General features: G+C 74.7%; 6 protein-coding genes. 1 reads left to right on the forward strand and 5 read right to left on the reverse strand.

What is annotated here, in order from left to right; genetic code table 11:
* The coding region (locus ABZ374_RS26175; protein ID WP_360315117.1) for an SDR family NAD(P)-dependent oxidoreductase at positions 1-1,662 on the forward strand (1,662 nt) is incomplete at its 5' end.
* 172 nt (positions 1,663-1,834) lie between these two features.
* On the opposite strand, the gene ABZ374_RS26180 is transcribed toward ABZ374_RS26175, so the two are convergent.
* The 5 genes from ABZ374_RS26180 to ABZ374_RS26200 all read right to left on the reverse strand — a co-directional run bounded on the left by ABZ374_RS26180 (position 1,835) and on the right by ABZ374_RS26200 (position 15,892).
* Entirely contained in the window at positions 1,835-3,250 is a 1,416-nt protein-coding gene (locus ABZ374_RS26180) for an FAD-dependent monooxygenase (RefSeq protein WP_360315119.1), read from the reverse strand.
* A gap of 49 nt (positions 3,251-3,299) precedes the next feature.
* A complete protein-coding gene (locus ABZ374_RS26185) occupies positions 3,300-3,749 on the reverse strand; it encodes a nuclear transport factor 2 family protein (RefSeq protein ID WP_360315121.1) in 450 nt (149 codons plus the stop codon).
* A 178-nt stretch (positions 3,750-3,927) separates the two neighbouring features.
* Positions 3,928-12,036, reverse strand: coding sequence for an SDR family NAD(P)-dependent oxidoreductase (locus ABZ374_RS26190; protein WP_360315122.1), 8,109 nt, complete (start codon positions 12,034-12,036; stop codon positions 3,928-3,930).
* A gap of 260 nt (positions 12,037-12,296) precedes the next feature.
* A complete protein-coding gene (locus ABZ374_RS26195) occupies positions 12,297-13,115 on the reverse strand; it encodes an SWIM zinc finger family protein (RefSeq protein ID WP_360315124.1) in 819 nt (272 codons plus the stop codon).
* A complete protein-coding gene (locus tag ABZ374_RS26200) occupies positions 13,112-15,892 on the reverse strand; it encodes a DEAD/DEAH box helicase (protein WP_360315284.1) in 2,781 nt (926 codons plus the stop codon). The genes ABZ374_RS26195 and ABZ374_RS26200 overlap by 4 nt, the downstream gene beginning before the upstream one ends.
* Between the last annotated feature and the right edge of the window lie 5 nt (positions 15,893-15,897).

The following is a 15,897-nucleotide window of genomic DNA, read 5'->3' on the forward strand; positions in this document are numbered from 1 at the left end:
CATATCGCCTCGTCGCGGACTCTGGGCTTCGAGGAGCGGTTCCGTGCGGCCACGGCGGGTCGTGGTGTGGATGTGGTGTTGAACTCGCTTGCGGGCGAGTTCGTGGACGCGTCGTTGCGACTGGTCGCCGACGGCGGCCGGTTCGTGGAGATGGGCAAGACGGACGTGCGGGACGTGGACGTGGTCCGGGCCGCGCATCCGGGGGTGGTCTCGTACGAGGCGTTCGATCTGGTCGAGGCGGCCGGTGCGGACGGGGTCGCGGAGTTGTTCGCGGTGTTGCTGCCGTTGTTCGAATCGGGTGCGCTCGTGCCGATCGTGGTGCGGTCGTTCGATGTGCGGCGGGCGCCGGAGGCGTTCCGGTTCATGTCGCAGGCGCGGCACACGGGCAAGTTGGTGTTGCGGATGCCGGTGTCGCCCGACCCGGACGGCACGGTGCTGATCACCGGCGGAACCGGCACCCTGGGTGGTCTGGTGGCCCGCCATCTCGTGGTCGAACACGGCGTGCGAAGCCTGGTGTTGGCCGGCCGTCGAGGCCCGGACGCGCCCGGCGCGGCCGAGTTGGCGGCCGAACTCACCGAACTCGGCGCGGACGTCGTCGTCGAGGCGTGTGACGCGGCGGACCGGGAGGCGTTGGCCGCGGTGTTGGCCCGCATCCCGGACGGACGTGCGCTCACCGGCGTGGTGCACGCCTCCGGTGTCCTGGACGACGGCATGGTCGAGTCGATGACGGCCGAGCGACTGGCCCGGGTACTGCGGTCCAAGGTCGACGGCGCGATCAACCTGCACGAACTGACCGCCGACCACGACCTCTCCGCCTTCGTACTCTTCTCCTCCCTCGCGGGTCTGGTCGGCAGCGCCGGACAGGCCAACTACGCCGCCGCGAACACGTTCCTGGACGCGCTCGCCCAGGACCGGCGCGCCCATGGCCTGACCGCCACCTCGCTGGCCTGGGGTCTGTGGGCCCGGGCCAGTGGGCTGACCGGCGAACTCGCCGAGGCGGACGTGGCCCGGATGGGGCGCGGCGGCATCCTGCCGATGGCGCCCGAGTTGGGACTCGCCCTCTTCGACGCCGCCCGCGGCAGCGACGAGGCGCTGTTGGCCCCGGTGCGCATCGACGGCAGTGTGCTCCGGACCGGCCGGGTGGCGCCGATCCTGCGCGGCCTCGCCCGAGGGCCGGCCCGGCGCACCGCGTCGACCGAAGCGACGGCTACCGGCCCCTCCCTGGCGCAGCGCCTGTCCAGGCTGTCCTCGGCGGACCGCGAGGAACTGCTCGTCGACCTGGTTCGGGCCAATGTCGCCGCGGTCCTGGGCCACGGCTCGGCGGGCGCGGTGGATCCGGACCGGGCCTTCCGGGACCTGGGCTTCGACTCGCTCACCGCCGTGGAGTTGCGCAACCGCCTCACCGCGGACACCGGACTGCGGTTGCCCGCCACGCTGATCTTCGACCACCCCTCTCCGGCCGAACTCGGCCGGCGGTTGCTCGAAGACCTCGCGCCGGAATCGGCCGACGCACCGGAGAGCACCCCGGAGCACGGCGCCGCGCCGGAGCCGGCCGCGCTGCGCGGCGGCGACCCGCCGGCCGCCGACGCCGGCGCGTCGATCGCGCTGATGGACGCCGACGAACTCATCCGGCTGGCCCTCGAGGGAGCCGGCGAGTCCTGACCCCCGGCCCGGCCCGACGCCACACGTCGGCCGGGCACCCGATGATCGGCCCCGCCGGGCACACCGGCGGGGCCGATCATCGTTTCGGCGGTGCGGACGAGCAAAGGGGAGGGGCGGTCGGCTTCGAGCCGACCGCCCCTCCCCTGTTCCTGTCCGTTCGGGCTGCCCCCGGTCAGCGGCCCAGCAGCGCCGACTCGTCCGGCTTCAGGGGCGGTTCGTCCGAGATCGGCCCGCCGGCGGGCCGGGCGGCGAACCGCTGGGCGGCGGCGAACACATCCGGTGCCTGGAGTCGGGTCAGCGGCGCGGACAGCGTGGTGACCTCCATCGTCGCGGTCGCCACCGCGGGATCGTAGAGCGCCGCGGTCGAGACCAGTTCGGCGAACCGCCGGCCGGCCGGCGAGGGGTTGGCCAGCCGGGCGTCGGTGACGTCCGAGCGGCAGCCGGGATAGTCCAGGTCCAGGGTGGTCGCCAGGATCCACGCGTCGTCGATCGCCGCGCTCACCGCCCGCTGGACACGCCGGGCGAGCTGGGGTGCGAGGCCGCCGAGTCGGCGCAGCTCGCCGTCCAGGGCCAGCGCGCTCTGCGCGGCGCAGCTCATCCCGTGTCCGTACACGGGGTTGAAGGCGGCGAGCGCATCCCCGAGTACGGCGAAGCCCTCGGGCCAAGGGGTGACCTGTTCGTAGTGCAAGCGTCGGTTCGTCGTGCTGCGCGAGCCCTGGACCTCGGTGACCGGCTCGGCGGCGGCGATCAGGTCGCCGACGATCGAGTGCCGTGCCGCCGCGGCGAATTCGACGAAGCCCTCCTCGCCGTTCGGCGGTTCCGCGCCCCGGGTCCCGGAGATCGTGACGATCCACCGGCCGTCCTCGATCGGGACGAGCACCGCGCTCTGCCCCGGGCCGCCCGAGCGGTGGTCCGGATACACGCTGACCACGGGGAAGCCCTTCTCCGCCCCGGCGGGGGCCCGGAAGATCCGGCTGGAGTAGCGCAGCCCGACGTCCACGGTCTCCTCCCGCACGGGAGGAAGTCCCAGATCGGCCAGCCACTTCTTGGCCGGCGACCCGCGGCCCGTGGCGTCGACCACGAAGTCCGCCGCCAACTCGCTCGGTCCCGCCGAGCCGTCGCGCGGCCGGAGGCCGATCCCGGTCACCCGCCCGGCCTCGGTCAGCGGGGCGAGCACGTCCATCCCGTCGAGCACGGTGATCCGTGCATTGCGCAGCACGGTGTCCCGTACCGTCCAGTCGAGCAGCTCCCGACTACAGGTGATCATGAACTGGTCGCCGGGGAATCGCTGTTGCCAGCCGTACGCGGTCAGCGACACCACATCCGCGGGGAGCGCGACGCGGTGTGCGCCGGCGGCGAGCAGGCGCTCGGTCATGCCGGGGAGCAGGCGATCGATCGCCCGGGCGCCACCCGACATCAGCAGATGCGCGTGCCGCGCCTGTGGCAGGCCCTTGCGCGGGTAGGGCCCGTCGGGCATCGTGTCGCGGTCCACCACGGTCACGGAGTCCACGTGGTCGGCCAGCACGTGTGCGGTCAGCATGCCCGCGAGCCCGGCACCCAGCACCACGGCGCGCTTCGAGTCGGTCATCGGTACGCCACACCCTTCCAGTCGTCGTTCGCGGCAGTGCGGGCCCGCGTCATTCGGGGCCCAGGAACACCACGTCGGACCGGCCCCAGTAGCCCTGCATCCCGGTGATCAGGCCGTCGGCCCCGACCGTTACGGCCATGACGTAGTCGAACCGGATGCGTGTCCCCGGCCCGCTGTCCTCGGGCGGCGCGGGCACGAACCCCAGGCGCACCAGATTCGGGCCCCAGGGCAGGTAGTTCATGGTCGTGACGACCGGTACCGCGGCGGTGGTGCCGTCCTGCGCCGCCACAGGGACACCGAAGTCCTCGAAGGCCCGGCATTCGATGGCCGCGCCCGCGTGCGCGCGCAGTGCCTCGATCCCGGTCTGCAACCCGGTACCCACCGGGTCCTCGAAGCGCACGTGTGGCGAGTAGAGGGCGAGCAGCCCTTCCAGATCGGCGGCGTTCACCCGGCGACAGTGCTCCACCACCAGGTGTTTGCGCAGATTCTCATCGGGCACGACGACCTCCCGCTGCCCGCGCTTCGGCACGGGACGTAGTGGAGACAGGCATGATCGGACTGTGCCACGCGGGCCCGTCCGGAGTTCGCGCACAACGGCGGTTCAGGGGTGTGCCCGACGAAGTCAGGGGTCCCACCGCCGGCCGGCCGGCGGTTGCACCGAGGGCACCGGGTCCGGGTCACATGGTCACGTCGGTGGCGCCCCAGAAGGTCCGGGCCTCCTCGATCAGTCCGTCGTCGTCGATGCGGAACGTCATCACGGCGTCGACGGTGACCCGCTTGCGCTCGGGGTCCTCGACGTTGATCAGGTCGGCGGTGACCGCCGCGGCGACGTGCCGATCGTCGTGCGCGCCGACGATCGAGTTGACCGTGTCCTTGATGTCGGCCCCGTTGATGGTGACGTCGTAGAAGTGCCGCAGCGCCTGGTGGCCGCGGGTGACCGGGGCGCCCAGCGGGTCCTCGATGTATCCGTCGCCGGCGAACATGGCGACCACCCCGTCGACGTCCCCGGCGTTGAGCCGGCGGTAGTACTCGGTGATGATCTTCTTGCGGGTCGGCTCGTCGGTCATGGTGCTCCCTCCGTCGGTGGCACTCGATCGGAACGCGCCCAGCCAGTACGGCTCGCGTTGGAACGGATAGGTCGGCAGGTCGATGCGCCGTGCGGACACTCCGCGGAACAGGTCGGTGTGGTCCGGGTCGACCCCGGCCACGTACAGCCGCGCCGGCGCCGACGCGAACGCCCCGGGTGCGAGCGCCGCGTCCGCGTACAGGTGCAGGGTGAGCGCCGCGCCGGTGTCGGGCCGATCCCGGTCCGGGGCGCCGAGATGCACGACCAGGTCGGTGTCGCGCGCCGCGAAAGTGCCGGTCGCCTCGGTCGGTTCGCCGGCCGTGGGCGCGGCGCCGGTGAGCAGCGCCTCGGCGTCGAGGTTCGCGCCGTCGTCCGTCAGCACCGGAAGGCGCGCGGGCGCGACCGTGCGATCGGGCGACTCGTCGGCGCGACCGAGGGTCACGGCCGCCGCCTGACGCAGGGTCAGCGAGCCGCCGAGGTGGGCGGCGGCGATCCGGCCGATGCCGCGACCGACCAGCGCGTCCGGGCGCAGGCCCAGACTCTCCAGCAGCCGGTGGCCGGCGAGGTGCGCCGCGAACGTGGCCGCGGCGACGGGCGGTTCGTCGTCCGTGCCGGGCCGGGGCAGCGGCTCGTCCAGGTACGGCGCGAGGGCGGCCGCGGCCTCGTCCCAGGCGTGCGCGTAGGCCGGAAACGCGGCATACAGCGCGGCCTCGGCGTCGGCCGACCGCTCCCCGGCACCGGGCAGCAGGACCACCAGGCGGGCGCCCTCGTCGGCCGAGCGGCCGGTGAGCAGCGCGGGATGGGCGGCGCCGGCGGCCAACGCGGCCAGGGCGTCCAGGAGTTCCGCCCGGTCCCGGGCCGGGATCGCGGCGCGCTGCTCGAACGCGGTGCGGGTGGTGGCCAACGACCAGGCGACGTCGGCCGGAGCGAGGGTGTCGTCGCCGGCCAGCCGCTCGTGCAGCCGGCGGGCCAGTGCGGCCAGGGCCGGGGCGCTGCGGGCGGACAGCAGGCAGGGCGGCGGGGCCGATCCGCCGGCGGAGCCGTTCGTCGCGGGCGGTGCCGCGAGGGGTTCGTCGGGGGCCTGTTCCAGGATGAGGTGCACCTTGGTGCCGTTGCCGCCGAACGAGGAGACCCCGGCGCGGCGCGGGCGCCCGGTCTCCGGCCAGGCCACCGCCCGATGGGCCAGGGCGATGCCGCTGCCTTGCCAGTCGACGTCGGGCAGTGGTTCGGCGGCGTGCAACGCCTCGGGCACGACGCCGTGCCGGATGGCCAGGATCGTCTTGATGACGCCGACGACGCCGGAGGCGGCATGCGGGTGGCCGATGTTGGCCTTGACGCTGCCCAACCACAGCGGACGGTCGGCGGGACGGTGCCGGCCGTACGCGTCGATGACCGCCTCGGCCTCGACCGCGTCGCCCAGGGGGGTGCCGGTGCCGTGCGCCTCGACCACGTCGATGTCGGCCGGACCGAGACCGGCCTCGGCGAGGGCGAGTTGCATGACCTGGCTCTGCGAGGGGCCGTGCGGTGCGGTCAGTCCGTTGCTGGCGCCGTTGTGGTTCAGCGCCGAGCCGCGGATCACCGCGAGCACCGGGTGGCCGCGGCGACGCGCCTCGGAGAGGCGTTCGACGACCAGCATGCCGGCGCCCTCGCCCCATCCGGTGCCGTCGGCGTCCGCCGAGAAGGACTTGCAGCGGCCGTCGGAGGCGATGCCGCCGAGGTTCTCGTACGCGGCCGGGAACGCCAGCACGGTGACGCCACCGACCAGCGCGGAGGCGCACTCGCCGCGGCGCAGCGCCTGGCAGGCCAGGTGCAGCGCGACGCCGGAGGACGAGCAGCCGGTGTCGACGGCGAGGGTGGGCCCTTCGAGCCCGAAGGTGTAGGCGACCCGGGCGCAGGCGAACGGCGAACCGGCGCCGGAGGACACGTAGGGCAGACTCGCCTTCGGCACCTGCCGCAGGTCGGAGACGTAGTTCTGGAAGAAGGTGCCGAGGTAGACCCCGGTGCGCGAGCCGCGCAACCGACGCGGATCCTCGCCGGCACGCTCCCACGCCTCCCAGGCCAGTTCCAGCAACACCCGTTGCTGGGGGTCGATCACCAGCGCCTCGTCCGGGCCGATGTCGAAGAACGCCGGGTCGAATCCCGAGGCGCCGGTGATGAAGCCGCCCTGGGACAGCAGGCCGACGCCGGGCATCGCACTGTTCCAGGCGGCGAATCGGTCCAGGTTCCAGCCGCGATCGTCCGGGGCGGGCCCGATCGCGTCGCCGCCCGACACCAGCAGGTCCCACAACCGGTCCGGGGATTCGATGCCGCCCGGCAGCCGGCAGCTCATCCCGACCACGACCACCGGGTCGTCCTCGCCGTCGGGTTCCGCGCGGCGGTCGGCGATCGGGGCGGTCGAGCCGACGGGCTCGGCCGGGTCCCCGGTGAGCCGGGTGCGCAGGTGCTGGGCGAGGGCGGTGGGGGTGGGGTGGTCGTAGATCAGGCCGACCGGCAGGCGCAGACCGGTGGCGGCGGCGATCCGGTTGCGCAGGTCGACCGAACTGAGCGAGTCGAAGCCCAACTCGCGGAAGGGCCGACCGGGCGCGACCGCGTCGCCGGTGGGATGACCGAGCACGGCCGCGGCCTGCCCGCGCACGATGTCGAGCAGGATGCGGGTGTGCTCGGCGGGGGGTTCGCCGGCCAGCCGGGCGGCGAGTTGCGGGTCCTCGCTCCGGGTGGCGCCGACGGCGCGCCGCACCGGGGTACGGAGCAGGCCGCGATACAGCGGCGGCGGCGGATTGCCGGCGAGTTGCCGGGAGAGCGCGCCGAGGTCGGTCGGCAGCGGTACGAACAGAGCGGTGTCGGTGCGGATCGCGGCGTCCAGGATGGCCAGGCCGTCCGCACTGGAGAGGGTGCCGAAGCCGGCGTCGACCATCCGGTCCCGGCCCGTGGGCTCTATGCGCCGGGTCAGCTCGCTCAGTTCCGCCCACATGCCCCAGGCCAGTGACGTGCCGGGCAGGCCCTCGGCCCGGCGGCGGGCGGCCAGGGCGTCCAGGAAGGTGTTGGCGGCGGCGTAGTTGGCCTGGCCGGCGGTGCCGAGCACCCCGGCGGCCGAGGAGAACAGCACGAACGCGGCCAGGGGCGCGGCGCGGGTGAGTTCGTCCAGGTGCAGCGCGGCGTCCACCTTGGGCCGGAAGACCGCGGCGACGCGTTGTGGGGTCAGCGCGTCCAGGACGGCGTCGTCGAGGACGGCGGCGGCGTGCACGACCGCGGTGAGCGGGTGGGCCGCGGGCACGGCGGCCAACACCGCGGCGAGTGCGTCCCGATCGGCCGCGTCGCATTCGGCGACGGTGACTTGGCCTCCCGACTCGCCCAGTTCGGCGACGAGTTCGCGGGCACCGGGGGCATCCGCGCCGCGCCGGCTGAGCAACACCAGGTGCCGGATGCCGTGCCGGTGCACCAGGTGGCGGGCCACCAGCGCGCCGAGGGTGCCGGTGCCGCCGGTGATCAGCACGGTGCCGTTCGGGTCGAGCGGCGTGGGCTCCGCGGCGGGGGTGCCGGCGGCCCGGCCGAGCCGGGGCGCGAGCAGCCGGCCGGCGCGTACGGCCAGCCGGGGTTCCCCGGCCGCCAGGGCCGCGCGCAGCAGGTCGGCCGAGACGGGAGCGTCGGTGTCGAGCAGCACGACCCGACCGGGGTGTTCGGCGTCGGCCGAGCCGACCAGTCCCCACAGCGGCGAGCCGGCCAGGTCCGGAGCCTCGTCGGGGATCGCGGCGACCGCGGACCGGGTGAGCAGCACCAGGCGGCCGGCCGCGAGCGGTTCGTCGGCCAGGTACGCCCGCAGGAGTTCCAGCGTCGCGCCCGCGACGGCCTCGGGTCCGCAGTCCTCGACGACGACCGGGACGACGACGGTGTCCGGGACGCGGGCACCCGCGGCGACCGCCGCGGTCAGCGCGGCCAGATCGCGGTGCACGTACACCTCGGCGTCCGGATCGCGCAGCGCGGCGGACAGCCCGGCCCGGTCCGGGCCCTCGGCGAGCACCGCCCAGGTCCCGGGTACCGGCTCCGGCGCCACCGTCACCGGGGCCCACTCGACGGTGAACAGCGTGTCGCGCGGCAGGCCCGCGCCGGCCGTCGGCCCCGGGGCGGCCACCTGCTCGAACACCACCGGGCCGAGGTCGGCCAGTGGTTGCCCGGCCGCGTCGGCGAGCGTCACGGTGACCGTGCCGTCGGCGCCGGGACGCAGGTGCACCCGGGCGCTGTCGGCGCCGGTGGCGTGTACCGCGACGCGACCGAGCGAGGTGGGCAACAGGGTGTGCCCGGTGTCGTCCGCCGGCGCCGGGCGGGCCAGGTGCCAGGCCCGGAGCGCGGCGTCCAACAACGCGGGGTGGATGCGGTAGCCGCGCACCGCACCGGAGTCGGCGTCGAGCAGCACGTCGGCGAAAACCTCGTCGCCGCGCTGCCACAACCCGCGGATCACCGCCGGGTCGGACCCGCCGTCGGGCTCCGGCAGCGGCAGCGGGTCGGCGTCCCGGGGCGGCCAATCGTGGTCCGCGGCGGCGGCCGGGGGAGGCGACGCGGCGGTGAGGGCGGCGCTCGCATGGCGGACCCAGCGGCCGTCCGCGACGGCGGGATGGCGGGCATGCACGGTCAGGGTGCGGCCGGCCCGGGCCGCAGTTACCTGGATGCGGGTGGCACCGTCCGCGGCCGGCACCGACGGCCGGTCCAGGGTCAGGTCCGCCACGCCGGCGTCGACCTCGTCGGCCGCGCGCACCGCCAACTCCGCCAGGGTGCCGGCGCCGAGCGTGGGCACCGCGCCGGCGCCGGCGCGCCCGAGCGGGTCGAGGGCGTCGACGGTGCCGGTGAGCACGACCGTGTCGTGGTCGGCCAACTCCACCGCGGCGCCCAGAATCGGATGGTCGGCCGGGTCCAGGCCCAGCGCGGCGGGTTCGGCCGTGTTCGGGCCGGGCGAGAGCCAGTAGCGGGCGCCCTGGAACGGATAGGTGGGCAGGGCGACATCCGCGGTGCCGATCCCGGCGAACAGCGGGCCGAGGTCGATCCGGGCGCCGCGGACCGCCGCCTCGCCCAGCGAGGTGCGAAAGCGCAGCAGCGAGTCGTCGTCGCGGCGCAGCGTCGCGACGACGGCGGCGTCCGCCTCGGCGTGCTCGGCGCACTCCTCGATGGCCGCCGTGAGCACCGGGTGCGGACCGACTTCGACGAAGACACCGTGCCCGCTCGCGAGCAGCGCGCGCACGCCCTCCTCCAGCAGCACGGTCCGGCGCAGATTGCGATACCAGTAGTCGGCGTCCAGCAGCGCCGTGTCGATCCAGTCGCCGGTGACGGTGGACCGGAACGGCACCGCGCAGGTGCGGGGCGTGATGTCCGCCAGGTCCGCGATCAGCCGGTCGCGCAGCGACTCCACCTGCGCGGAATGCGAGGCGTAGTCGACGGGGATCCGGCGCACCCGCACCTCGTCGGCCTCGCAGGACCGGACGAAAGCGTCGAGTTGCCCCGGCAGCCCGGAGACGACGGTGGAGCGGGGGCCGTTGTGGGCGGCGATCGACAACCGCAGGCCGGCGCGCTCGCAACGAGCCTGCACCTCGGCGACCGGCAGTGCCACCGACGCCATCCCGCCGTGTCCGGCCAAGGAGGCGGCGATGGCCCGGCTGCGCAGCGCGACGACCTTGGCGCCGTCCTCCAGCGACAGGGCGCCGGCCACGCAGGCCGCGGCGATCTCGCCCTGGGAGTGACCCAGGACGGCGGCCGGCCGCACGCCGTGGTCCTGCCACAGCCGGGCCAGCGAGACCAGTACCGCCCACAGGGCGGGTTGCACGAGGTCGACCCGGGCCAGAGCGGCCTCGTCGTCCAGCACCTCGGTCAACCGTCGGTCGATCCAGGGCGCGAGGGCCTGCTCGCACTCGGCGAGGTGCGCGGCGAACTCCGGGCTCTCGCGGCGCAGTCGGCCGGCCATCCCGGTCCACTGCGAGCCCTGGCCGGGGAAGACGAAGACCACCTTGCCGCGGACCACGGCGGGCCCCTCGACCAGCAGCGCGGACGCCGTGCCGGACTCCAGTGCGTGCAGCGGCTCGTGGGCTCGGTCCGAGTCCTCGACCAGGACGACCGCCCGGTGCTCGAAGGCGGTCCGGGTGCGGGCCAGGGCGGCGCCCACCCGCGCGGGGTCCGGCCGCGCCTCGCCGGCGCACCAGCGGGCCAGTTGTCCGGCCCGGGCCCGCAACGCCTGCGGGGTGGCCGCCGACAACAACCACGGCACCGGTCCGCGGCCGAGCGGCCCGGCCGGACGCTGCTCCGAGGGCTCGGCCGGCGGTGGGTCGTCCTGCGGATCGGCCTGTTCCAGGATGACGTGCGCGTTGGTGCCGCTGAGTCCGAACGAGGAGACCGCGGCGCGCCGCGGCCGGTCCACCGGCGGCCAGTCGCGGGCTTCGTCGGCGAGCCGGACCTCCCCGGCGGACCAGTCGATGTGCGGGGAGGGGGCGTCGACGTGCAGCGTGCGCGGCACGTGTGCGTGGCGCACCGCCAAGACGGTCTTGATCACCCCCGCGATGCCCGAAGCGGCCTGGGAGTGACCGATGTTGGACTTGATCGACCCCAGCCACAGCGGCCGTTGCGGGTCCCGGTCGCGGCCGTAGGTGGCCAGCAGGGCCTGGGCCTCGATCGGGTCGCCCAACGTGGTGCCGGTGCCGTGCGCCTCGACCACGTCGATCTGGTCGGGGGTGAGTCCGGCATCGGCCAGGGCGGCCCGGATGACGCGCTGCTGGGAGGGGCCGTTGGGGGCGGTCAGCCCGTTCGACGCGCCGTCCTGGTTGACCGCCGAACCCCGCAGTACGGCCAGCACCCGGCGGCCGTTGCGGCGCGCGTCGGAGAGTCGTTCGAGCAACAGCAGGCCGGCGCCCTCGGCCCAGGAGGTTCCGTCGGCCGCGGCGGCGAAGGGCTTGCAGCGGCTGTTCGGGGCCATCATGCCCTGGCTGCCGAACCCGAAGAAGATGCTCGCGGTGGACATCACGGTCACGCCGCCGGCCAGGGCCAACGAGCACTCGCCGGTGCGCAGCGCCTGGGCGGCCAGGTGCAGCGCGACCAGCGAGGAGGAGCAGGCGGTGTCCACGGTGACCGCGGGGCCCTCCAGTCCGTAGACGTAGGAGAGTCGGCCCGACATGACGCTGCCGGCGGTGCCGCTGACCAGATGGCCGGCCACCCCCTCGGGCAGTTCCGTGACGCCGGTGCCGTAACCGGTGGCCGTGGCGCCGATGAAGACGCCGGTCCGGCTGCGCTTCAACGAGGACGGCACGATGCCGACGCTTTCGAAGACCTCCCACGAGGTCTCCAGCAGGAGCCGCTGCTGGGGGTCCATCGCCAGCGCCTCGCGCGGCGCGATGCCGAACACGGCGGCGTCGAAACGGTCGGCGTGATCGATGAAACCGCCCTGCGGAAGCGCGCCGATGCCGATGCCGGTCGCGGCCAGGTCGAGCACCTGCTGCTTCCAGCCGCGATCGTCGGGCAGGTCCCCGATGGCGTCGGTGCCCTCGACGACCAGTCGCCACAGATCCTGCGGGTGGGCCACCGAGCCGGGGAAGCGGCAGCTCATGCCCACGATCGCGATCGGTTCACCGGCGCCGTCGGCCAGTTCCGCGTTGCGCGCGCTGAGCTGCTCGTTCCGGGCCTGCAGTTCCTCGTTCCGGGTCAACGACGCCCGGAGTGCCTCGACGAGCCGATCGGGGGAGGCGGTCACGCCGAACCCCGCTCGTCGCGGCGACGGGACGGGGCGGCGGCTCGGGCCGGCGGGTGTTCGGCCGGCCCGCGCATCGTCCCCCGTTCCGGCACCACACCCCGGGGGCGCGATTCGGTCACCCGTGCGGAAACAGTCGGAAAACGATGCATGGAGGACTCCCGTTTCGCCGACGGTGCCGGCGGACGATCACCACAGGACTGTCCTCAAGCTAATCGGCGCGATATCGGAACCCGACCCCATCTTTGGGCCGGGCAATCCCCTCATGCCCGGCGCGGACCCCCTACCGGGCCCGAACCGCGCTCGTCGAGCAACTCGCGGGCCCGGTGGGCGGCTCGGGCGACGAGCGACTCCAGGGCGCCCGCCGGGATCCCGGGCGGCGGCGTGATCCGCACCGACGGCACGGTGTCCGGCACCGGCGGCGGGTCGGCGGGCAACGGGTCGACCGGGCGGTAGGCCTCCCGGGCGGCGACGCCCGGCGCGGTGGCCGGCGAGCCGGGTGCCCGGGTGCCCGGGTCCCGCGCGCGCAGGCCGTCCAGGAACGCCCGTTCGCCCCGCCCGCGGAGCAGCAACAACACGAACGGGTCGGCGTCCAGCAGCCAGGCCGCCTGGTAGCACAGCGCGGCGGCATGTCGGCAGGGCAACTCCCAGTCCGGGCAGTCGCAATCCGGATCCAGATCGCCGATGCCCGGGAGCAGCGGTACGTCCGCGTCCTCGGCCGCCGCGACCAGCTCCTGCGGCATGTCCCGGTCCAGGAGCGCGGCCAGATGCCCGGACTTGGCGGCCACCTGGTCGAGGAAACGATCCCACCGCGCGTCGGTGAGCCGCTCGATGTGCACGGCCGTCTCGTACTGCGACCCGTCCGCGTCGTGCACGGACGCGGCGATCCGGCCCGGGCCGACGGTGATCGGGCCGACCCGACCGGAGCCGGCGTACGCGCGCCCCTTGCGCAGCGGCTCGCCGGAGAGCGCGGCCTCCTCCAGGGCGTCGGTCCAGGCGTGGCCCCACCAGGTGGTGCCCCTGGCACCGCGGCTGCGGCGTGGGGCGAACGCGGGGAAGACGCGGGCCGGTTCGGTGGTCATCGGCTGCTCCTGAGCTCGACCAGGTTCGCGAGTTCGGTGTCGGAGAGTTCGGTGAGTGCGGCCTCGCCGCCGGTGAGCACCGAGTCGGCCAGCGCCCGCTTGTCGCGCAACATCGCGGCGATCCGGTCCTCGATGGTGCCTTCGGCGATGAAGCGGTGCACCTGGACCGGCCGGGTCTGGCCGATCCGGTACGCGCGGTCGGTGGCCTGTTCCTCGACGGCCGGATTCCACCAGCGGTCGTAGTGCACGACATGGTCGGCCCGGGTGAGGTTGAGCCCGGTGCCGGCGGCCTTGAGCGAGAGCAGGAACACCGGTACCGCGCCGTCCTGGAAACGGGCCACCAGGGCGTCGCGGCGGGTCGGCGCGGTGCCGCCGTGCAGGAGTTGGTTGCCGATGCCGCGCCCGTCCAGGTGCTTGGCCAGCAGCCGGGCCATCGTGACGTACTGGGTGAAGACCAGGACCGAGCCGTCCTCGGCGAGGATCGTGTCGAGCAACTCGTCGAGCAGTTCGAGCTTGCCGGAGCGACCGTCGAGGCGGGGCTCGGGTTCCTTGAGGTATTGCGCGGGGTGGTTGCAGATCTGCTTGAGCCCGGTGAGCAGGCCGATGATGTGCCCACGCCGGGCCATGCCGGTGCTCTCCCGCAGTTCGGCCATCGCCTCGCGCACCGCCGCCTCGTACAGGCCGGCCTGCTCGCGGGTGAGCGACACCGGCTGGTCGGTTTCGGTCTTGGCGGGCAGTTCCGGCGCGATGCCCGGATCGCTCTTGCGCCGGCGGAGCAGGAACGGCGCGATCAGTCGGCCCAGTCGCTCGGCCGTGGGACCGTCCCGATCGGCCTCGACCGGCTTGACCCAGCGACGGCGGAACGCGGCCAGGCCGCCGAGCAGGCCGGGGGTGGTCCAGTCCAGGATCGCCCACAACTCGGACAGCCGGTTCTCCACCGGGGTGCCGGTGAGCGCGATCCGCGCCTGCGCGGGGATCGTGCGCAGCGCCTTGGCGGTGCCCGAGGTGTGGTTCTTGACGTGTTGCGCCTCGTCCGCGACCACCAGGCCCCACGCCACGTCGGCCAGCCGCGCCCGGTCCAGGCGCATCGTGCCGTAGGTGGTGAGCACGAAGCCGTCGACGAGGTCGTCCAGGGTGCGGCCGGTGCTGTGGAAGCGGCGCACCGGCGTGCCCGGCGCGAAGCGCTCGATCTCCCGCTGCCAGTTGCCCAGCAGCGATGCCGGGCAGACCACCAGGGTCGGCGCCGGGCCGGCCGGGTCGGCGCCGTCGAGCGCCGCGGCCCGCCGGTGCAGGTGCAGCGCGATCAGCGTGACGGTCTTGCCCAGGCCCATGTCGTCGGCCAGGCAACCGCCCAGACCCAGCGAGGTCATCCGGTCCAGCCAGCGCAGGCCGCGCAGTTGGTAGTCGCGCAGGGTCGCGGCGAGCGCCTTGGGTGCGGCGATCGGCTCGGCACCGCCGTCCGGATCGGCGAGCCGCTCGCGCAATTCGTCCAGCCACGCCGAGGTGCCCACCTCGATGCGCTTGCCGGCCACCTCGATGCCGCCGGTCAGCGCCGCGGTGAGCGCCTCGATCGGGGTGAGCGGCTTGATCGAGCGGTTGCGGGCCTTGGCGATCAGGGCCGGGTCGACCAGCACCCACCGGTCGCGCAGGCGCACCACGGGTCGGTGCGACTCGGCCAGCGCGTGCATCTCGGCGGCGGTCAACACCTGCTCTCCCAGGGCGAGTTGCCAGTCGAAGCCGAGTGGGGTGTCGCCGCCGAGGAAGGCGCGCAGGTCGCCGGGCGGCCCGTCGTGCGCGCCGACCACGGCCCGGGCGGTGAGATCGCGCACCAGGTCGCGCGGCCAGTGCACCTCGACCCCCGCCGCGGCCAGGCGCGCGGTGGCGGCGCCGAGCAGCGCGCCGAGGTCGTCGTCGCCGACCACCACCCGGTCCGGCACGCCGGCGTTCAACAGCGGCTCCAGCGCGGGCCACACCCGGGCGGCCCGACGCAGCGCGAGCAGCACGTCCAGCCGGGCCCGTTCGCCGAAGCGCGGGTCGGTGCCGGTCCACAGGGTGTCCGCGTCGATCACCGCGCTCGGATCGGCGAGCGAGTGCACCTGGACGATCGCCCGGAACGGCGCGTGTTCGATGTCGTGCGTCTCCAGCCGCAACGAGATCCGTACGCCGGTGTCGACGTCGGCGGCGATTCGATCCGACCAGGAGCGCAACTCGGGCAGCCGGTGCGGGTCGGTGGCGGCGAACGCGCCGGCGAGCCCGCCCCGCGGCGCGGCGGCGGTGCGCGGCATCGTGTCGGCGACCGCGTCCAGGAAGGCGCGGATCAACGGCGCCGCCTCCGGCAACAACGCGCCGCCCCCCGTCGGCATCGCCCGGGCCTCACCCGGCATCGCGTCGGCGAGCGCCCGCACCCGCTCCACGTCGGCGGCGTCCAGCGGCCCGGCCCGCCACGCGTCGTGGTCGCCGGGAGAAAGGCCGGGCAACATCCGGCCGCGGGCCACCAATTGCAGGGCGAGCACGGTGGCCGCCCCCCAGAACGCGGCGGCCGGGTGGGCGTCGGCGGTCCGGCGGGCCCGGGAGAGCAGCCGGACCGCGTCGGCGACCGGCACCAGGACGGCGGGGTGGACCTGCTCGGCGCCGTCGGCGTCGAGCACGGTGACGGTGTCGGTGCCGTCGGCGTGCGGCCAGAACGCGACGGCGCCGGCGCGGGGCGGGTCGGCCGGCGCGAAGGTGGCGGCGTGCCGGATCAGGTCGGTCGGGGCGTGCGTGCTGCGGGTGTCGATGTTCG

The sequence above is a fragment of the Embleya sp. NPDC005971 genome (assembly GCF_040629175.1).
Classification (GTDB): Bacteria; Actinomycetota; Actinomycetes; order Streptomycetales; family Streptomycetaceae; genus Embleya.